Below are 21962 nucleotides of genomic sequence, written 5' to 3'. Positions count from 1 at the left end.
TTCCTGTCGTCCCTCCTGTCGTCCCTCCTGTCGTCCTTCCTGTCGTCCCTCCCGTCGTCCCTCCCGTCGTCCCTTCTGTTCCCCTTTTGTAATCATTTCCTGTGCAAATAGGGACATCATATTGACTTCCTCCTCGGGATGTACCCTGCGAATGATTTCACGCACCGTCGGCTCGTCGTAGCTGCGGTAGGTTTCGACCACATAGCGCATCAGAAATCGGAAATCTTCATTCGGGATTTGAATCAGCGCTTCGACCAGCAACTCTTTTACCTGAATCTGCTGGCCATCGCGAGTTGCGTATTTTGCCGCCAGCAGCCAGGCACGCAAAACCGGCTGGCGGGAGATCGAACGATCGTCGATCTGGCCCAGATCCAAAACCGTGAAACGGAAGTTCAGCAGGTAGGAACGCCAGTCTTCTTCGGCATCCACCAAAGCCAGGAACTCGTCCGGCACGCGCCATGCTGTCGCGCCATGGTAAAACACGAAGGGGACGATGGCCGGAAGTCGCTCCCATTCTGGATGCTCGCGTTCCCATTGTTTCAACGCCTCGATCATGTAGTTTAACAATTGCCAACTGATACGCACGTCGGGAAAGCTTTTGTGTTCGATCAGCACGTACAGCAAAGCCACCCGACCAGTAACCGTCTTGACCCGGTAGAGCCGATCCGTCAAATGGGCACGCAACGCCTCATCGACGAACGAACCCTCCACCAATTCTGGCGGATCATCGGACAACACCGCCACCACTTCCTTTGGCAAGCGCTCACGCAGCAGAGTTCCCGCCATCTTAGGATTGGAAAGCAGAACCTTTAAAAACCGGTCGTGCGGGTGACTGATATTCGTCATGGTCAACCCATCGAAGCAGCATTTTCAAAAAAAGGAAAAATAAAAACCCTGAGAAAAATCCATTGAAACCCATTTTTTTCAATAGTTTGTCTCCTGATCAATCGCCCAACCGACGTGGCGGAGCCTGCAATGGACCCCACCAATGCCCAGCCATCAATCCAACCTGTTTTCCCTGTTCCACGCCAACCTGATAGGCAAATCCCTGTTTGACCAGAACCGCTTCGGTATAGTTGGGAATCGGTTGCCACCAATACCATCCCGGTTCCTTGGGTTTTTCCCTGGTCCATTGCATGAGGGTCTCCTTCATGTTCCCGGAACAACAACATTGTCCTGAAAACGGGTTCGGCCATTCGAAAGGATCACCCTCCCAAATGGCCGAACGAGTGGTACCACTTCAACCAGAGGCCATCATCCCCCTGGCAGTCACGATCCGTCCTCAAACCCCCTTGCTCTGAAGGACAGGCCGCGGATCGACATGAAGGCGTTCCATCCCCAATTCCGCAGGGTCGAGTCCCATGGAGGTGCCGAGAAGTTGCGCAAAGTTCATCTCCGGCATGTCAATCTTTTTGCCGACCACCTTTTCCGCCGGCATCTGATAGGCATTCAGGGACATGTCGCACAGGGTACACGGACTGATCATCAATTCCGCCCCCTCCCCCTTGGCATCCAGGCAGTTTTTCGCCACCATGGACCGCATTTCGGTCGGGTCGGAAAGCATGACATGAAACCCGCAACACTTCCTGGAACCGGAATAGGAAACCGGGCTTCCGCCCAAGGTCGTGATCAACCGGTCCAGATGATCCGCCTCATCCCCCGCCTTGGATTCGTAGATTTCCGAAGGGCGCAGGTTGTGACAACCGTAGAACGGAGCCACCTTGAGCCCTTTCAACGGACGGGTGATCTTGCTTTTCAAGAGTTTCGGATCCACCTGATCGGTCACCACCCAGAGAAGATGCTGCACCTTGATGGTGGCCCCATAAGGACGAACCCCCGCCTTCTTGAGGACACCGTTGATCTTCTCCAGGACATCCGGTTCCCGCTTGAAGCGAAAGTTGGCATGACTGAGGGTCTGGAGGCAGGTGTTGCAGATGGTACAAAGATTGCGCCCCGCCGCTTCCGCCTCCGAAAGAATACGAGCGGCGACCGCCAGCGAAAAGGCCAGCTTCGATTCCCGCAGACTCACCGCGCCGCAACATGAAGCCCGAGGCATGGGATGCAGGGTGATCCCCAACTCACGCGCCACCGCATGAGCCGCGCTTTTGGCCTCTTTTTGCACCTGTTTGCCGGCGCAACCAGGATAAAAGGAAAATTCCAGAGACATGTTTTATTCTCCCAGACACCGGCCCCTATTCGGGAGCCACCTCTTTGGCCTTGGTTTCGACATCCAAGGGGTTCTCTTCGAGAATCCTGTAGATAGTACGCAACTCTTCCACACCTTCGATTTTGTGCGGAAACGGCGAGGGAATCTTCCCCTTCTTCATCAAATGCAACGCCATCCCCATCTCACCCAGAGTGCCAACGAACCCGATGGTCCGTTGCATCAGGGTGAACTCATTGAGATCACCCGTCTTCTGGATATCCCCGTGGAACGCCAGGGCATGCCTTGGCCCCGGCCCATCGACAAACCCCTTCTGCATGCCACGCGCCCGCAGCTTGACGATGGCCTCCATGGGTTTGACATCCTTGGGACAAGTCTCGACACACTGGGCGCAACGACAACAGCTCCACATCTGGTTTTCTTCGGAAAGCTCCCGCAACCTTGCGGTCTTCTTCCCTTCCCGGGGATCGGAGACGAAGCGGAACGCCTTGGCCAACGCCGCCGGCCCGACAAACTTGTCGCTCACTTCCGCCATGGTGCAGTCGGAATAACAACTGCCACACATGATACACTGGGTCACGTGGTTCACCTGGTCATAGGAAGACCGTCCCACGTTGGTATCCTTCTCCGTTCCTTCCTGGAGATAGGGCTTGATCTTGTGAACATGGCGATAGAACGGGCGGATGTCCACCACCATATCCTTGAGGATCGGCTGGTTAGTCATCGGAGAAACCCGGATCACCCCGTCGGCGTCCGCCACTTTTTCCACATGGGTTTTGCATGCCAGGCGGGTGCGACCGCTGATCTTCATGGCGCAGGAGCCACAGATCGCCGAACGGCAGGACATGCGATAGGTCAGGGTACCATCCTGATGGCCCTTGATCTGCTCCAAGCAGATCAGAACCGTGGTGGTGGGTTCGGCCGACAACTTGAAATCCTGCCACCGCGACTCCACTTTGCCGTCGCTCGTGACCTTGTTGCGCTGAACTCGAAACGTATAGGTCTTCTCAGCCATAACCGACTCCAAATGGTCTTGCGGAAGGTCGTGCCCCGATCAGCAATCCCCTCGGGCGACACGTCCCTGATCCATGTCAGTAGGTCCGGGCCATGGGCTCGTATTTGGGATTTCCCACGGTGCGGACATTCTCATAGCTCAACACAACCTTCTTGTTGGCGGCATCCCACTTGCTGATGGTGTGCTTGCGCCAATTGACGTCGTCACGTTCCTTGAAATCGGTCCGGAAATGGGCGCCCCGCGACTCCGTGCGAACAACGGCACCGCGAACGATACATTCCGCCAGATCGATCAGGTTGCGCAGCTCCCAGGCACGCAACAGATCGACGTTGAACACGGTGGATTTGTCGTCCAGATGGACCTTCTCGTAGCCCTCGCGCCATTCCGGGATCATCGCTTCGATCGCCTTGAGCGATTCGGGCGTCCGGAAAACGGCGCAGTGCAGATTCATGGCGGTGGCCATCTTCTCGTGCAACTGCGAGGGGCGCAGTCCGGAATTCTTCCGCTTCTTGAGCGCTTCGATCTCCCCTTTCACCTCTTCCACTGCCTCCATGGGGAAATCGCGGAAGGCCTTTCCTTTTTCCTTGGCCAGGGCGGTGCTCGCATAGTGGCCGGTGATCTTGCCGAAAACGATGGTGTCCAACAGCGAATTGCCGCCGAGGCGGTTGGCCCCATGGACCGACACACACGCTGCCTCTCCCGCGGAATACAGACCCGGCACCGGGGCTTCACCCCACTTGTCGGTCCGGATGCCCCCCATCGAATAATGGACCGTCGGACGGATCGGAATCGGCGCGTGAATCGGATCGACCCCTTCCAGATCCATGGCCAGCTCGCGAATCTGCGGCAGACGATCCATGATCTTTTCCGCACCAAGATGGCGCAGGTCGAGAAGAATGGCCCCGTTGACGCCACGGCCCTCCATGATCTCGGTCTGTTCCGCCCGGGCGACCACGTCACGGGAGGCCAGTTCCTTCTTCTTGGGGGCGTACCGCCCCATGAACCGCTCCCCTTCCGAGTTGATGAGAATGCCACCTTCGCCACGGGCCCCTTCGGTCACCAAAACCCCGGTCGTCAGAAGTCCCGTCGGATGGAACTGAACGAACTCCATGTCGGACAGCGGCGCCCCGGCCCTCATCGCCAAGGCCATGCCGTCACCGGTATTGGTGGTGGCATTGGTGTTGGAAATGTAGACCCGGCCATAACCTCCGGTCGCCATCAGCAGTCCGCGGCTGCGAACGGGAAACACCTCGCCCGTCTTCATGTCGTAGCAGACAACGCCGACAATGTGACCTTCCTTGTCCGCGGCCACCTTGAAAATGCTGACCTCCTCGTAAACCTTCACCCCCGCCTTCACCAACTGTTCCCAAAGGGTGTGCAGCAGCACCTGACCGGTGCGGTCGGCGGCATAGCAGGTCCGATCAAAACTGGCCCCGCCAAACGCCCTCTGCGCGATGATGCCCCCCTCGAAACGGGAAAAGGGGGTCCCCATCGCATCCATTTCGAGGATACATTCCGGAGCCTCCTGACACATCAGGTCGATGGCGTCTTCGTCACCGATGTAATCCGCCCCCTTGACCGTATCGAACGCATGCGATTCCCGTGAATCCTCTGGATTGATGGCGGCGTTGATTCCACCCTGAGCGGCGCAGGAATGACTGCGCAAAGGGTGAATCTTGCTGATGATCGCCACGTCGATTCCCGCTTTCGCCCCTTCCAGGGCGGCTCGCATGCCCGACAATCCGGCCCCGACAATGACCAGGTCATGGCTATTCATAGTTCCTCCCAACATTGCGTCTTTCGGAGAGCCACATTTCTCCAAAGACCGACCCAAAATCCGGGTTCACGACGGCGAACCCAATAAATGCCTCGATCCCTTTTCTCGTCCATTGGCCACGCCTCATGGCCAGACCCGTGAAGGCGCATCGCGTTTATTTCCCTCGATTGCGATGTACTTGATTCCCTTCATGAGGGCCCTTGAAGCCCCCAGCCACGACCAAGTCGGGACCCACCATACTCCATCCGCGCTGGAAACGACAATAACGATTAAAAAATTTTGGCTGCTGAAAATATTTTGATTGTAAAAAATTCACATGGCCCCCCTCCCACACCCGTGTGGCCGCAACCGCCATGGAATCTCGTGATGCCGTCATCGAACAGACTATAGCAACGACCGATCCCCATGTCAAAACGCTCCGGGAGAGGCGAGCGCCTTTTTTCAACAGGACCCAAGCCGTATTATCCTCGATTGCCTGATCGGCTTGCCTGTGTTAATCAATAAGCTCTGTTCATCCAGATCCTTGGGAATCGGGATCACGAGCGCCCGGTTCACATTTTCTCTCAACCCGCACCCCCAGGCCGCCATGATCGCCGATGACCGTAATCCCAGTGACAACGCCGAACTCCGTTACAATCCCCAGACCATCGAAGCCAAATGGCAGCAACGATGGGAGCGGGACAAGACCTTTCGGGCGATCGAACGGGCCGACCGGGAAAAATTCTATTGCCTGGTGATGTTTCCCTACCCCTCGGGGCGTATTCACATGGGGCATGTCCGCAACTATGCCATTGGTGATGTCATCGCCCGTCATCAACGGATGCTGGGCAAAAACGTCCTCAATCCCATGGGTTGGGATGCCTTCGGCATGCCCGCCGAGAACGCGGCGCGCAAGGAAAACTCCCACCCCGCCACCTGGACCCATGGCAACATTGCCGTCATGCGCAATGAATTGAAATCCATGGGACTTTCCTACGATTGGGACCGGGAACTCGCCACCTGCGATCCCGACTACGCCCACTGGGAACAGGCGATCTTTCTCAAGCTCCACGAGCGGGGACTGGTCTACCGCAAGGAATCGCTGGTCAACTGGGACCCGGTGGATCGGACGGTCCTGGCCAACGAACAGGTCATCGAGGGCCGTGGATGGCGCAGCGGCGCCCTGGTCGAACGACGGGAATTGTCACAATGGTTTCTCCGGATCACCGCCTATGCCGACGAACTTCTCGAAAGCCTGGAACACCTTCCCGATTGGCCCGCCACCGTCCGCACAATGCAGGCCAACTGGATCGGACGCAGCCAGGGCTTGGAGTTTTCCTTTCGCATCGAAGGTCTCGGCGAAACCCTGCCCGTTTATACCACCCGTCCCGACACCCTCATGGGGGTCACCTTCTGTTCCATCGCCGCCGAGCATCCCCTGGCCCGGCGGCTGGCCCTGGAGAATCCCGAGGCCGCGGCGTTCATCCGCGAATGCCAGAAAACGGGTACCAGCGAGGAACTGCTCGAACGGTTGGAAAAAAAAGGGTTCGATACCGGATACCGGGCGATTCATCCCCTGACCGGGGAACGGATACCGGTTTACATCGCCAATTTTGTCCTCATGAATTATGGGACCGGAGCGGTCATGGCGGTGCCGGCCCATGACCAGAGGGATTTCGAGTTTGCCCGGGCCCACGGATTGCCGGTCCGCGTCGTCATTCAACCTCCGGGTCCGCCCCTGGAGGCCGCTCGACTGAAAGAGGCATGGACCGGCCCCGGAACCATGGTCCATTCTTCCCCCTTCGACGGCCTGGACAACGAAAGCGGCAAAATACGGGTCATCGAGGAATTCGAGCGTCTGGGGCTGGGAAAACGTCAGACCAACTACCGCCTGCGCGACTGGGGAATTTCCCGACAACGCTACTGGGGCAATCCCATCCCGATGATCCACTGCCCGGCATGCGGGGTTGTCCCGGTCCCCGAGGAGGATCTTCCCGTCCGTCTGCCGCAACAGGTCGATCTGGCCGTCCAGGGAAATCCGCTCGACCATCTGGAATCCTTCACCCGTGTTTCCTGTCCCCGATGCCATGGCGCGGCCCGACGCGAAACCGATACCATGGATACGTTCATGGAATCATCCTGGTATTTTCTGCGCTATTGTTGCCGCGACCATCGGGAAGGACCCCTGGACCGGAAACGGGTCGATTACTGGATGCCGGTCGATCAATACATCGGCGGCATCGAACACGCCGTCTTGCACCTGCTCTACGCCCGGTTCTTCCACAAGGCGTTGCGGGACGAGGGATGGGTGGCGGTGGACGAACCCTTTCGCCGGCTCCTGACCCAGGGGATGGTCCGCAAGGACACATTGCGCTGTCCCACCCATGGCTGGCGCTATCCCACGGAGGTCGTCACCGGGGACGACGGCGGACCGGTCTGTCACGAATGCCGCCAGGCCATCGTCGTCGGGCGCAACGAAAAGATGTCCAAGAGCAAGCACAACGTCGTCGATCCGGCGGAATTGATCCAGGGATATGGCGCGGACACTGCACGTCTTTTCATGCTGTTCGCCGCGCCGCCGCAGCAGGACCTGGAGTGGAGCGACTCGGGCGTGGACGGGGCCTGGCGTTTTCTCAACCGTCTCTGGAGGATGGTCCGCGAGATCGCCCCCATGGTCCGCGACACCCAGGCCGCGGTCCCCACGACGGAGGATGCCGAACTCAAGGGATTGCGCACCCGAATCCATGAAACCATCGAAAAGGTCAGCCGCGATCTGGAACGATTCCAGTTCAACACCGCCATCGCCGCGGTGATGGAACTGGTCAATGCCGGGACCCGGCATCTGGCGGAGCGCCCCCTGACCCGGACCGATCCCCGGGACCTGGGCCTCTTCAGGGAACTGGCCGAGAGTGCCATCCTGCTCCTCCATCCCCTGGTGCCACACATCACCGAGGAACTCTGGGAAAGCCTGGGACACACCGATTCCCTGGCCCATCACCCCTGGCCCCGGCCCGATCCCCAGGCCCTGGTCCGCGAGGAAGTGACCATCGTCGTCCAGGTCAACGGCAAACTGCGGGCGAAGATCACCGTGCCTGCCGATGCGTCCCAGGCCGTCGTGGAATCAGCGGCCCATGGCGAGGCCACCGTTCGTCACCATCTTCAGGGAAAGACCGTTGTGAAAACCATCGTCGTTCCCGGTCGATTGGTCAACATTGTCGCCAAATGATGGCGCAGGGGGCCGGAGACATGATCCTGGCCCCCTGGCGCATCGAAATGAAACGGATCAAAAAACGCACCGTTCGTTGAGAAACACCGAGTATTTGCGATCTTCGTTCAGGATGTGCCCCACGATCCAATCGCGGAAGAATGATTCAAAATCGACCCCGTCCAGGGTCTCCCTGGACGCGATTTCTTCCCTGTAGTCCAGGACCCGGGAGACCAGGGCGCGGTGAATGGCGCGATGTCGTTCCAATTCCGGGTAGCCATATTCTTCCATAAGGTTTTCCTCGGAGGCGAAATGGTAGTGGGTATAATCCACCAATCCCTCGAAGGCGCGTTCCAGGGAGTTTCTGTCCTGTGACGAGTGGACGATCTCGATGATGCTGTTGGCGATTTCCACCAGTTTCTTATGGTGTGTATCCATCTGGGCGTTATGGATGCCAAACTCATCCTTCCAGGCGAGCCGGGCGGAGCCCTTGCCGGAATAGACGATTCGTTGCGCCCTTTTCAGGTAGGACTCGAAAAGTTTCCAGCGAACGATCGGAATATCCTTGACGAGTTCGCCGGATATTTGCAACGTTTCCGCCGCTTCGATCGCCTGAACGCGAAACAGGCAGGGAATGTTGAACACCGCCCCCTCCTCGCCGAAGAAGTCACCTTCGCCAAGGATGTCGATGGTTTCCCCGCCCACCAACCGGGCGAAACGCCCCGAGCGGACCATGTTGAGGGCTCCCAGATCGCGGCAGGTGAACAAATCCCCCGCTTGGCAGCGCCGTATTTCCAGAGTATCCACGATCCGGCCCAATACCGGATGGGACACCCCTTCGCCGAACAGACTCGTGGAAAGAAGAAACGAACGAAGGTCCCAGGTCCGCTCCAACTTGCGGAAAAGATCGTTTCGTTCGATCAGTTCGATGTAAAGCTGGGACGGAATTTCCAGGGCCTGCACATACCCGGAGGCGCGGATGGTTGACTCGACCGGAAGATGGTGCATGGCCACCATCTCGCCGACGAGGGTGCCGACCGAAAGCTGGCTGATCGTGTTTTCGGTGGCATGGATGCTTTCGACCATGCCCGAAAGGATGAGGAGAATATGGGCCGGAACCTCCCCTTCCTTGAGGATGATTTCTCCGGGATTGAAAAATACCGGGCGGCAATTGAGAAGGATGCGAATCTGATCGAACGGGGCATCGGGAAGGTAGGAGCGCAGATGGCCAAACGCGCTGTGCCGTGAAAAATCGGTGGCGGCGGGGATGAGTATATCGGCAGTCCCGTGGGAAGCGCTCGAACCGATCCTTTTTTCTTCCGCGGTCGGCTCCTGGGATGTATGGGACAGGAGCAGTTTGCCCGATCGGTCTCCCAGAAAATCCCGGGCGACGCCATGGATCATTCCCCCGCCAATATCGATTTTCTTGATATCGACCGGTTGCAGATATTCGGCCCGGACCTGCTCGAACAAGGCCCGGGTCACCCCGTTTTTGCTGTCGTCCTCCGTCACCATCCCTTCGAGGATATCGAGGGAAACGATGTCGGCATAATGGGCATAGGTTTTGTGTCCCCCGACCCACAACGCCCGGAACAGCAGAATGGTGGTTTCCACCGGATGCGGCGACAGGATTGGTTTGACTTCGAGGCCATCGACATTGTTCCAGGCATCCAGGGCCAGATCGTGAATCTCGAAATAATCCCGAAACCGTTCTTCCTCCATCGACAGAAGGGCGGCCACTTTTTTTTCCGCCGTCGCCCGCACCAGCCGGGTGGAATAGAATTTGATCTTGTGACCCGCCCGCAACAAAGTCGTGATCCCGGCGAAATGATCATCGTGAATGTGGGTCAGAAACACCCCCTCGATCTCTTCCAGGCCGATCCCCAGGGCGGCAAGATTGATGGCCAGGTTGGGACCGGCGTCGATCAGGAACAGACGCCCCTGGAACATGAGAATGCTCGACATGCCGGGTCGATTGGTATCCCATCCATCCCCGTCCCCCGAATGGATCACGCCGAAATATTCCCGCTTTATTTTCTGGAATCCCAGGGGATAGGGTGGTGGATACCGGTCCCCCTCCTTCAGGTTGAGATCGACCGCGACGGTTTCACCGCGATATTCGAATTCGAAAATGTTGGTCGATTTCCTCTTGATGGATACCCCGTTGCGAATCGCCACCGGCTCATGTTCTCCGGCCAGGAGGCGGGTATCGAGAAACGCCGATGTCGGCAGGATCCGGCCAAAGGCGAAACGGAGCTTCATGCGCATGATCTCGTCGGCCCGCACCCGATCCATGCCGGTCTTCATGATTTCTTCCCGGGAAACCAGACCGTAATTGCCGCGGTAAATGTATTGCAGCTGGGCAGTGACCTGTTCCGGCATCCCGATCAACAGGGGTTTTTCCCCGGAATTGTTGGGATGATTCGGCAGGATCAGCCCCTGCTTGTAGAGCATCTGCAATACGGGAAATTCGGCCAGATTGGAAAATTCGCCATTTTGCACCATGACGTCGGAAAGAAGGATGGCGTTGGGACCGGTCTCGAAGACGACCCCGTTTTTTTCCTTGGTAACGATCAGCCCCCGCTTGATCAAATGCTTGACGCTGTCTCCCGGACAGCCGCAGAGAACGCGCAGTCCCGCCTCGGGCACTTCGATCCAGAACATCCCCCTGGTGATGCCCGTTTTTATGATCTTGTCCATTCCCTTCATGTTTTCCTTTGTTGAATCAATCCAAGGAGGAATGATGTCGCGAACAAAAACAAACCGAGAAAATAACGCGCAATACCTTTCTCGAAATCCGCCTCCAACATATCAGGAGGGTGATATCCAGGCAAGATCGACGGGCGCCCGCACTGTCATTCGATCCGACAGTGTTATTTTTTTTCTTGAAGTTTATCAAATTCGCGTCCATCAATAAGCCGACTTGCACGGATGATGATTCGGGGAAGCGGATGTGTTCGCTTCAGGGGGGAGCAATTCCGACCACGTTTCTCGAATGAGGGTTTCGATTCATGAAATGGCATCACGGTTTACGATTCAAGGTCGTTCTGGTCATCCTCGTGTCCCTGACGTTCATGGGGTTCGTCTTCAGTTATCAGAGCCATCAGGAAGCGCAACAGTCGATTCAGCGTCAGACGATGGAGACGGCCCATGTATTCCGTGAAATCATCCACAGCCAGATCAATGTCCGTGGCAAGGATCAATCCCTGGTCATCGAATCCCTGCTCAACGACAAGGGGATCATCGCCGCCTTCGCCGCCCAGGATCGCAAGTCCCTCCTGGACATGACCCTTCCCTTCTTCAAGGACCGGATGCTGCCCCAGTACAAGATGAACCAATTCCAGTTTCATCTGCCGCCGGCGATCAGTTTTCTGCGCGTTCACGAACCGGCCAAATTCGGCGACGACCTTTCTTCCTTTCGCAAGACGGTCATCGTGACGAACCAGTCCAAAAAACCGGTCGTCGGCCTGGAGGTGGGACGTGGGGGTCCTGGTCTCAGGGTGGTGTATCCGGTGTTTCAGGGGGATCGTCACCTTGGTTCGATGGAACTCGGCGGCAGCCTGGCGGAGGTCTTTTCGGTCGCCCGGGAGACGACAAAACTTGATTTTGCCATCGGCATCAAGGAATCGGTGTTCAACGCCGCCAAACGCTTCGCCGACAGCAAATCGGATGAAGTGATCGGCGATACCCTTTTCTACAGTTTTTCCGAACCTTATGTCCGCCCCCTGCTGTTATTGACCAGGGAGCAGGCCCTGGAAACCCCCATGACGATCGATGGGAAGACATGGATGGCCTCCCGTTTTCCGATCAGCGACTTCAGCAATCAGGAAATCGGTGAAATCCGGGTCTTCAACGATGTGACCCATCTGTTGGCGGATGCCCGGCAACGGATCGTCCACAAAATCATTTTCATCGGCATATTGGTTTGCATCGTCGGTATCGGCCTGTTTTCGCTGCTGCAACGGCTGATCCTGAAACCGATGCACGCGATCGTCGCCACGACCGAACATCTTGCCCAGGGCAATCTGACCATTGCCATGGAAGCGAAACATCGGGAAGACGAGTTTGGCATTTTGATCGGGGCGATGGCGACCATGGTCGGCAATCTGCGGCATCTGATCGCGGGGATCGTCGGGAATTCGGGTCCGTTGACGACAAGTTCCAATGAATTGAACCAGGTTGCCGCCGAGCTTTCAGCGGGGGCGGGTGAACTGCGTCAAAAGGGGGAAACGGTCAACACCATCGCCGGGAACCTCAACCACAACATGACCGGGGTCGAGGAGGCGGTCCAGGCGATGTCCGGATACATGACCGAAGTGCTCAAGTCGGCCCAGGACATCAACCATAACATGGCCACCATCTCTGCCGCCGCCGAGGAGGCCTCCGCCAATCTGGGCACCGTCGCCAATGCCGCCGGCAATCAGTCCGAGGGGATGATCAAGGTACGCGAGGCCACCGAGCGCTCCAGCGAAAACATCGGCACCATCGCCTCGGCGGTGGAACAGATGAACGCCTCGCTCAACGGCGTCAAGGAACGGTGCGCCATCGCCGCCGCCGAATCGGACGAGGCCAATCGCGCCGTCGAATCCAATGGCGAAGTGATGACCAAGCTGGCACAATCGGCCCAGGAAATCATGATGGTGGTCGGGTTGATCCGCGACATCGCCGAGCAGACCAACATGCTGGCCCTGAATGCCGCCATCGAGGCCGCGGGCGCGGGTGATGCGGGCAAGGGATTCGCGGTGGTGGCCAACGAGGTCAAGGACCTCGCCCGGCAAACCGGGGATGCGACCCAACAGATCCAGAACAAGATTCAACTCATCCAGGATCATACCAACAGCGTCAACAACGCCATGGAAGGGATGAATCAAAGGGTCAAACGGATCCGTCAGGCCAATGGCGACATTCTGGATGCCATGCTCGAACAATCCAATTCGGTCAACGAAATCACCCGTTCCATGGGTGAGGTCGCCCGGGAAACCGAATCGGTGTCGCACCTGATGGGAGACATCACCAACGAAGTCAACGAGGTCGGACGCAGCGTTCAGGAAATCGCCCTGGGCATCAACGAGGTCACCCGGAACGTCTCCTCCGCCTCCCTGGGGGTGGAAGGGATGACCCACTCGGTGGAGAAAACCTCGGACCATGGTGAAAAGATCACCCATGCCGTCGCCGAAACCGTTTTCCAGGCCGTGGAACTGACCAACCACATGGGCGAGGTCCTCAAGGCGGCGGAACGAATGTTCGCCTTGAGCGCCACCGTCACCGACGGCGCCATCGACGCCCAACGGATCGCCGGAATGCTGGATCAGGAACTGCGGCGATTCAAGGTTTGAGGCGTGCGACAGCCCGTGTCCCCAACGCCATCATCGTTTTTCGGCGGATTCAAAAATCCGTAACTGCCCAGGGACCTCCCCGGTTTGGGACTATTGAAAAAAAAGGGGTCTGGGGGATTGCCCCCAGGGTTTTGATTTTGTTTTTCCACGCGCCATTTCACCCGAAGCGAATTCCCGCGGTTTTTGCGGAAATTCGCGTAAGACGCGCCCCTTGGCCTGTCCTTCTTCGCGTTTTTTGCGAAGGAAGACAGACGTTCAGTTAGGGACTACGTTAGCCTAATCAATACCATAACATCCTAGGAGTGCGATAATGGCACTTGGAATATCTGGAAGCAATGGCGGATTATCGCAAAATTTGCGACCTTTCCATTTGGACACGGCTTTGTCGATGGACTTCTATCGCTCCAGAAGTGTTCCGCTTGATGTCTCGTATTTTGTCAACAATGCCTGCGACCTTGGTTGCCGACATTGCTATGTTGGATATGACACGGTTGGCCGGGGATTGAGCGAAGAACTATGGTCCAACGTGTTCGATGATCTCATCGGTCTTGGTGCGCTGACCTTCGGTGCTGTCGGCAAGGAACCGTTGGTTGGCTGGACGAAGACACAGGTGGTTTTGCGTCATCTTCGGGATCGCCGGCATGCGGTTGCAAACCTGCGCTTTGGATTGGTAACCAATTTAACCAGGCTGACTCCAGAGATCGGTCGCGATCTGGACGATCTGATGCCGGACTACATGGACGTAAGTATCGACGGTAATCGCGACGTCCACGATGCCCTCCGCGGGAAAGGAACGTATGACAGGACGGTGGCCAACCTTGAGCGTCTTTCCGACGAATTGCGACAACGGGTTTTCATCAGCTTTACCCTCGGTGCGCACAACGCATCTTGCCTGCCTGATCTCTTGCAGATGATGGGGCGTCTCAAATTTGGGCGGCTTTTGATTTCCCCCTACGTGGGACCCACATTTGGCAATGACCTGTACCTGCCTGTCGCGAAGCAGGTGGAAATTGCCGCCGAGCTGGTCCAAAAATCAAAAACCCCTCTTGCCTCCTGTAGCGGGGTCCATGTCTATGTAAAGAGCGACGTGACAACGACTCCAGAGTTTGCTCGCGAACTGACACGGGCTGGATTGATCGACATCGACAGGCTGCTGGTGGATGATTATGGGGTGTTGGTCACCGAGCATTCCCTGCCTCGCAACAATGTCGTGTTCTTTAATTATCAGCCTTGTGATCCTTCATTCGTCAACGCCATTCGCATAACCCACGATGGCTATGTCGTCCGTTGCGCCGACATGTTTCATGCCGATGCCGCGTCACGAGCAATCGGTCATGTGCGTCAAACAGGGATCGGTGATATTCTGCGAAAAACACGAATGGACCTTGCCGCCTGACACTGTTGGCCGTGCTGATCAACTCTGAAAACGATGTGATATGACGGATTATTGAGTTTCCGCAGGTGATTCAGCCTTTCGGTTTCTCATTGATGGGTACGGCCAATTTGTATGGACGGTAGCCGAGAGGATGAAGGGGCATGGCAAATGTTCCGTTCGATGCACGGACCAGATTCCCGAAATAAAGTGGGATGATCGGGGCGTCGCGGAGGATCATGTCGCGCACGCTGGAAAACAAACAATCAGCGTCATGGTCTGCCAGGGCCTGACTGGCATCGACAAGTAAATCCACTGCGGGATTTCTGTAACGGTTGAAGTTGTTTCCTGATGGCGGAAATGATTTGCTTAGAAACGGTGCGAGAAAGTGGCGGAGGTCGGCATAGAACGGTCCCCAGTACAGCTGGAGCAGGTCGTAATCACCCTTATTCAGCCGATCGACGAGTACTGGAAAGGGGACTGACTGGATTTCAATCGGAAGGCCCACACGCCTTGCATCCCTTGCAACCTGCTCTGCGATGGCACGAGACAATACGTCTTCGAATGCAACCAACCGGAGCGGCGTTGTGCGAAGCGATTTATCGTCATCATGCCGTTGTTCAGAGATTTCCTGGCGACGAGACAATTTCGGAAACAGTGCCGGAGGATAAATGTCTGTCGTCACATTACCTTGCAAACCCAACAGGGTTTGCAATCCATTGCGATCAACGACTGCCGAAATTGCAGATCTGACCTTTTTGTCTGGGAGGGACGCCAAATTGAGCATGAGAAAATTCAACTGCCCCCGCGATTCAAGAACGGAATAGCCGACAGCAATGCCTTCGAATATGGATGCTTCGGTGATTCGAAAAATTCCCCGGCAAACTGCTCTTCAACGATCATACCCTTGTACATTACGATCACCCGATCGGCCAGGTCGTGGATTGTTCCAAGATTATGGCTGACCAGCAGAATGCTCAATCGTCCCTTCAGCTCTCGAAAAAGATCCTGAATCTGTAGTTGGATGGTCGGATCCAACGATGCCGTCGGCTCATCGGCAAGCAACACATCTGGGTTGCATGAAAGCGCCATGGCAATGGCGATACGCTGATTGATGCCCCCGCTCTGTTGATGGGGATATTGTGAAAGCCGATCTTCGGCATTGGAAACGCCCATGCGAACCAACAAGTTCGTAGCGTCCTTCCGGGACTCCTCCTTGCTCATCCCTTTATGGTGCCGAATGATCTCGGTCATCTGTCGTCCGATCGAGAGAACCGGATTGAGAGACGACATCGGGTTTTGGAATATCATGGCAATACGTCTGCCGCGTATTCGACTCAGTGACCGCTCGTCTAATGTAGCTATATCGATGTTGTCCAAAAAAATCTTACCACTTTGGACTCCATCATCATGAAGCCGCATAAGCGCTTTACAGGTTACGCTCTTCCCGCAACCCGACTCACCGACGACGCCAAGAACCTCCCCTTGACACAATTTGAATGAAAGATCATCAACAGCCGAAAACCATCCCGATTCCGAGCGAAATTTAACGGTCAGACCTTCCGTGGCCAAAATATATGAACCTTGGCCCGTCATTTGCCGATCTTTGCCGTCGATACCGTGACCGTTTACCATGATCATCTATTTATTGTACAAATATCTATCGCAACATTAAGAACCTTATGTTTTATTTTCTCTCGCTTTTGGAAGCTCGGATGGTTCGATTGAATTTTATCCTGGCACATTTTCAAGCCCACTTGAAGAAGCGAATCGTACCATCAGAACCACCCAACCTGGTTTCCAGAATTTTTTCACTGGCCCCTTGCGTGGAGACGGTCGAATGTATGATCCTCGACCGGTTCAGGCATGGGGAAGGATCATGGATTTCTTCATTTCAGTCAAGGCAAGGGAGAGAAGCGATTCAAGGATTGAGGCGTGCAACCGCCAAACGTTGCCAATTTCGAACCCTGAAAATCCGAACGGAAAACAGAGCGCACCATGGGCAAAAATAGCACAAGAAAAGAAATCAAGGTCCTTGGCATCGACACCAGAGAAAATTCATTCCACCTGCATGGGGTCGATGCCAAGGGGAACCCGGTTTTTCGAGAGCATTATTCCCGTGCGAAAATGCTTGAATTCATGGCCAACTTGAAGCCCTGTCTGGTAGGCATCGAAGCGTGCCCCGGTGCGCACCATGTGGCCAGGGAGTTGAAAAACATGGGCCATGACGTCCGAATGATGGTCGCACAGCGTGTCAAACCTTACGTCAAGAACAAGAAAAACAACAGGTTGGATTCCGCGGCAATTTGTGAAGCGGTTCAACAGCCCATGATGCGATTTGTGACGATAAAATCGCTCGAACAACAGGATATCAAAAGTCTGCATCGGATGCGAAACAAGACGATTTCCCATCGAACGGCCTTGAACAACATGATTTATAAACTCCTCATGGACTATGGAGTCGTCATACCGACTGGACCAGACCAGGTCCGGAGCCTGATTCCAAAAATTTTGAATGATACCGGAAACGGCTTGACGGAGTGGTTTCGTGATGAACTGAGGCAATTGAACGATCAATTGTTGCACTTTGACAGGCGAATACACGGTTTTGATGGTCAAATCAAGGACATCAGCAGAGAAAACCAATCCTGTCGGATGTTGGAGACGATTCCCGGTATCGATCCACTGACATCCACGGCGCTGATTGCCGCGATCGGGGATGTGAGCGTATTCAAAAACGGTCGGGCAATGGCAGCGTGGCTTGGATTGGTTCCGCGACAACATTCCACGGAAGAAGGAACCTGTCTGGCGAGGATCGGGAATCAAGGAGACGCCTACCTGAAAATGTTGTTGCTTCATGGGGCCCGGTCGGCACTGATCCAGGCCAGGGAAAAGAAAGATCGACTCAGCCGATGGGTCACAAAGTTGGAAAAACGTCGGGGTTGGAATGTCGCAACCGTGGCGTTGGCAGCGAAAAACGCACGCATCGTTTGGGCGTTGCTGGCCAAAGGGGAAACCTTCAAGGTTGCGGAGGCAGAGGAATCATGAACGGACTCTTGCGAATAAAAACCCTTGGGCAATCCCCCGTCATTCCCGCGCGGGACCCCCTTTTTTTCTTTCAATAATTTGAAACCAAACTCGGGGAACCGGAATCGTTACCAAAAATCTTTCCCTGACCCCTTGCGCAGAGACGATCGAATGTTTAACTCTCGACCGGTTCGGGCGCGGGAAGGGTTGTGCATTTCTTCATTTTCAGTCAAGACAAGGGAGGAGGCAACGTGATCGATGTCAAAGGGTTGACCCGACGCTACGGCGAGCTGGCCGTGGTGGATGACGTATCCTTTCATATTGAGCGCGGCGAGGTGGTCGGTCTCCTGGGACACAACGGGGCGGGAAAAACGACCATCATGCGGATGATCACCGGTTTTCTCGAACCGACGTCGGGCCGCATCGTCATCGACGGCCTGGAAATCGGGCCATCGACACGGGAAATCCAGAAAAGGATCGGTTATCTGCCCGAAAACTGTCCCATCTGGCCCGAGATGACGGTCATCGATTTTCTCGACTTCCAGGCGACGCTCCACGGCCTCGCCGACGATGATCGCCCCAGGGCGTTGCGAGAGACCATCGCCCGCACCGGTCTCAAGGAAAAGGCGCTCGCCCCGATTCACACCCTCTCCCGAGGGTATCGTCAAAGGGTCGGCGTCGCCCAGGCGATTCTCCACCATCCCCGAATCATCATCCTCGACGAACCAACCAATGGCCTCGATCCGACCCAGATTCGCCAAATGCGCACCCTCATCGGCGAGTTGGCCCGGGAGGCGACCATCATCGTTTCGACCCACATTCTCCAGGAGGTTCAGGCCGTTTGCGCCCGGGTGCTGATTCTTCGTTCGGGACGCCTGGCCGTCGATGCCCGCCTCGATGCCCTGGAGTCCGAATCCCGACTCCTGGTCACCATCGACCGGGAAGGACAGTCGCTTCTCGGCGCCATCCCTGGAGTCACCTCGGTCGAACGAATCGCCACCCCCACCGGGGAACGTTCAAGCTACATCCTCGATGCCTCCTTCGACACCGCCCCCAGAGTGGCCCGGACCCTGGCCGAAAACAATATTCCCCTGTATGCCCTGCAACCACAACGTCGGGACCTGGAAACGGTGTTTGCCGAGGCCAATGCCATTCGCGAAACGGCGGGAGGGATGAAATGAAGGAATTTCAACGGATCGCACGCAAGGAATTTTCCCTGTTCTTCGCCTCTCCGGCGGCACTGCTCTTTCTGGGGGCCTTTCTTGCCATCACGCTGTTCGTCTTTTTCTGGGTGGAAACCTTTTTTGCCCGCAACATCGCCGATGTCCGTCCCCTGTTCTCCTGGATGCCCATTCTGCTGATTTTTCTCGTTGCCGCCCTGACCATGCGTTCCTGGTCGGAAGAGCGGCGCTCCGGTTCCCTGGAAACCCTCCTGACCAGCCCCACCGCTCCGATTTCCCTGATCCTGGGTAAATTCGCCGCGGCGATGGGACTGGTCGGCGTCGCCCTGGCCCTGACCCTGCCGCTTCCCCTGACGATCGCCCTCATCGGTCCCCTGGATCCGGGTCCAGTCCTGGGCGGTTATCTGGCCACTCTGTTTCTCGCCTCCGCCTACGTCAGCATCGGCCTGTACATGAGCACCCGCACCGACAATCCCATCGTCGCCCTCATCATGACGATGCTTATGTGCAGCGCGTTCTATTTTATCGGCTCGCCGACCCTGACCAATCTTTTCGGTCATTCCATCGCCAACATCCTGGTCCTCCTCGGGACCGGATCGCGGTTCGAATCCATCACCCGCGGCGTTCTGGATTTTCGCGATCTGTACTATTACCTTTCGATCGTCGGCGTCTTTCTGATCCTGAATCTGTATTCCCTCGAAAAACTTCGCTGGGCGGGAAATCCACCGACAATCCGCCATCGCCATTGGGGTCTGGCGACCCTCCTGGCACTGGCCAATCTGATCGCGGGCAATCTGTGGTTGACCTCCATCGGCTGGGCCCGCGCCGACATCACCCAGGGATCCATCTACTCCCTTTCCCCCGCCACGGGCAGCTATCTGCAACGGTTGCACGAACCCCTCCTGATTCGCGGTTATTTTTCCGCCAAGACCCATCCGCTTCTCGCCCCCCTGGTCCCAAGACTCAAGGACCTTCTCGAAGAATACGCCGTGGCGGGAAACAACCGGATTCGGGTCGAATTCGTCGATCCCCAGGAGGATTCGGCACTGGAGGAAGAGGCCGCTTCCCGTTATGGCATCCGTCCCGTTCCCTTCCAGATGGCCAATCGCCATCAGGCGTCGGTGGTCAACGCCTATTTCGACATCGTCATCGCCTATGGCGACCAGTATGAAGTCCTCGGTTATCGCGACCTCATCGAAATCAAGGCGGGCAACGAACAGGACCTCGATGTCGATTTGAAAAACCCGGAGTACGCCATCACCGGGGCCATTCGCAAAACGATGACCGCCTTCCAGGGAGGGGGCAATCCCTTTGAATCGATCAATCGCGACATCACCTTCTCGGGGTACATGTCCGATGATGCGGGACTGCCGAAAAGCCTGATCGAATTCAAGGCGGTATTGACAAACGTTCTGGAAGAACTCGAAAAAAAATCGGGCAAACGGTTTTCGAGCCAATTCAAAAATCCCGAAGCGGATGGTGGACGGTTGGGCCAGGAACTGGAAAAACGGTTTGGTTTCGGACCTCAGATCGCAAGCCTTCTGGATCCCAAACCGTTTTGGTTCTACATGGTCATCGAAGCGGGAACGGAGGCCATTCCGGTCCCGCTGCCGCAGGAGTTGACCCGGCAGGCCATCGAAAAATCGATCGAGGCGGCCATCAAACGACTCGCCCCCGGATTTCTCAAGACGGTAACCCTCGTGGTGCCCGAACGATCCTTCAATCCGGGAATGCCGGGCAAGGAATACACGCGCATCAAGGAGTTTCTCGGCGAAAATGCCCGGGTGGTCGAAAACGACCTGACCACAGGCGCGGTGCCCGAGGATACCGACCTGCTGATGGTCCTCGCGCCCAGCGCCCTCAAGGAAGAACAGGTATTTGCCATCGACCAGTTCCTGATGCGGGGCGGAAGCGTCATCATGACTGCCGCTCCCTTCGATGTCGATGTCGGACGAACCCTGACCGCTTCCAAGGTCGATACCGGTCTCAAGGATTGGCTGGCCCACCACGGGATCACCCTGGAAGAAACGATGATCCTCGATGCCCAGAACGATGCCCTGCCCATCCCGGTGCAACGCCAACTGGGACCAATCACCGTCCAGGAGGTCCGGATGATGCCCTACGGCTATTTTGCCGACATTCGCCGGGGAGGACTCAACGAACACACCCCCATCACCTCCGGTCTGGGACAATTGACGGTCAACTGGCCCGCACCCATCCTTGTCGATCCGGAAAAGAACAAGAATCGTTCGGTGATCGAACTGCTCAAGACCTCACCTCATTCATGGACCTCCGATTCCCTGGAGGTCATCCCCAACTACAAGATGTTTCCCGAATTGGGTTTCTCCACTACCGATGAACCCAAATCCCGGGTCATCGCCACCCTCGTCGAAGGGCGCTTCGACTCCTTTTTCAAGGGCAAGCCATCCCCCCTCCTGAAGAAAGAGAACCCGGCCAAGGACCCGACAAACCCGAACGCCACCCTGGATCCGGCCACTGCCGAGAAAAAACCGGATGAGAAAAAAGAAGACGAGAAACAAAGATTTTCCGGAGTCATCGAAAAGTCGGGGGAGTCGGCGCGCATCATCCTGATTTCGAGTCAGGGATTCGCCGAGGACAACATCCTGGATCTGGCCTCCCAGGGGATGGGGACGATCTATTCCAAACCTTTGGAACTGATACAAAATGCAGTTGACTGGTCCCTGGAGGACCGCGATCTGCTCGGCATTCGTTCCCGGGGACACTTCAGCCGGACCCTGGAACAGATGGAGGAGTCGGAACGGATGGTTCTTGAATATGTCCATTATGGCCTGGCCTTTCTCGGACTGGCGATTGTCTGGTTCTGGCGGCGCGGGGCCAGGATGAGGGAACAATCACGTTACCAGTCGCTGCTGGCGGAGGTGTGA

The 21962-nt window shown here is 56.4% G+C and carries 14 protein-coding genes; 6 read left to right on the top strand and 8 right to left on the bottom strand.

Features of this window, described 5'->3' with window-relative positions:
• The 5 genes from HQL76_07800 to HQL76_07780 all read right to left on the bottom strand — a co-directional run.
• On the bottom strand, positions 1-846 hold an 846-nt coding region (locus tag HQL76_07800), incomplete at its 3' end, for an Rpn family recombination-promoting nuclease/putative transposase (GenBank protein MBF0109061.1).
• 97 nt (positions 847-943) lie between these two features.
• Positions 944-1138, bottom strand: a complete 195-nt coding sequence (locus HQL76_07795; protein ID MBF0109060.1) for a hypothetical protein — start codon at positions 1136-1138, stop codon at positions 944-946.
• Positions 1139-1282: 144 nt separating this feature from the next.
• Entirely contained in the window at positions 1283-2167 is an 885-nt protein-coding gene (locus HQL76_07790; GenBank protein MBF0109059.1) for a CoB--CoM heterodisulfide reductase iron-sulfur subunit B family protein, read from the bottom strand.
• Positions 2168-2192: 25 nt separating this feature from the next.
• Positions 2193-3179, bottom strand: coding sequence for a 4Fe-4S dicluster domain-containing protein (locus HQL76_07785; GenBank protein MBF0109058.1), 987 nt, complete (start codon positions 3177-3179; stop codon positions 2193-2195).
• A 76-nt stretch (positions 3180-3255) separates the two neighbouring features.
• Entirely contained in the window at positions 3256-4956 is a 1701-nt protein-coding gene (locus HQL76_07780) for an FAD-binding protein (protein ID MBF0109057.1), read from the bottom strand.
• A 586-nt stretch (positions 4957-5542) separates the two neighbouring features.
• On the opposite strand from HQL76_07780, the gene HQL76_07775 reads away from it, so the two are divergent.
• Positions 5543-8161: a leucine--tRNA ligase gene (locus tag HQL76_07775; GenBank protein MBF0109056.1), complete on the top strand. Its 2619-nt coding sequence runs from the start codon at positions 5543-5545 to the stop codon at positions 8159-8161.
• Between the two features lie 57 nt (positions 8162-8218).
• Here the strand turns inward: HQL76_07775 and HQL76_07770 are convergent, their stop codons facing one another.
• Positions 8219-10840, bottom strand: a complete 2622-nt coding sequence (locus tag HQL76_07770; GenBank protein ID MBF0109055.1) for a bacteriohemerythrin — start codon at positions 10838-10840, stop codon at positions 8219-8221.
• A 311-nt stretch (positions 10841-11151) separates the two neighbouring features.
• Here HQL76_07770 and HQL76_07765 point away from each other — a divergent pair, with 311 nt between their 5' ends.
• Both HQL76_07765 and HQL76_07760 read left to right on the top strand, forming a co-directional pair.
• Complete coding sequence (locus HQL76_07765) at positions 11152-13476, top strand: methyl-accepting chemotaxis protein (GenBank protein MBF0109054.1); 2325 nt, start codon at positions 11152-11154, stop codon at positions 13474-13476.
• 388 nt (positions 13477-13864) lie between these two features.
• Entirely contained in the window at positions 13865-14872 is a 1008-nt protein-coding gene (locus HQL76_07760) for a radical SAM protein (GenBank protein ID MBF0109053.1), read from the top strand.
• Between the two features lie 70 nt (positions 14873-14942).
• Here the strand turns inward: HQL76_07760 and HQL76_07755 are convergent, their stop codons facing one another.
• The gene (locus tag HQL76_07755; GenBank protein MBF0109052.1) at positions 14943-15635 is read right to left on the bottom strand and encodes a hypothetical protein; all 693 of its coding nucleotides are present in this window, start codon (positions 15633-15635) and stop codon (positions 14943-14945) included.
• Positions 15636-15643: 8 nt separating this feature from the next.
• Entirely contained in the window at positions 15644-16489 is an 846-nt protein-coding gene (locus HQL76_07750; protein ID MBF0109051.1) for an ABC transporter ATP-binding protein, read from the bottom strand.
• A gap of 357 nt (positions 16490-16846) precedes the next feature.
• Between HQL76_07750 and HQL76_07745 the strand changes: the two genes are divergently transcribed.
• The 3 genes from HQL76_07745 (at position 16847) to HQL76_07735 (ending at position 21962) form a co-directional block, all read left to right on the top strand.
• Positions 16847-17896, top strand: coding sequence for an IS110 family transposase (locus tag HQL76_07745; GenBank protein ID MBF0109050.1), 1050 nt, complete (start codon positions 16847-16849; stop codon positions 17894-17896).
• 230 nt (positions 17897-18126) lie between these two features.
• On the top strand, positions 18127-19056 hold the full coding sequence (locus tag HQL76_07740; protein ID MBF0109049.1) for an ABC transporter ATP-binding protein: 930 nt from the start codon (positions 18127-18129) through the stop codon (positions 19054-19056).
• A complete protein-coding gene (locus tag HQL76_07735; GenBank protein ID MBF0109048.1) occupies positions 19053-21962 on the top strand; it encodes a Gldg family protein in 2910 nt (969 codons plus the stop codon). Before HQL76_07740 ends, HQL76_07735 begins: the two co-directional genes overlap by 4 nt.

The sequence above is a fragment of the Magnetococcales bacterium genome (genome assembly GCA_015228815.1).
GTDB lineage: Bacteria > Pseudomonadota > Magnetococcia > Magnetococcales > UBA8363 > UBA8363.
This window is presented reverse-complemented; position numbering and strand designations above follow the sequence as displayed.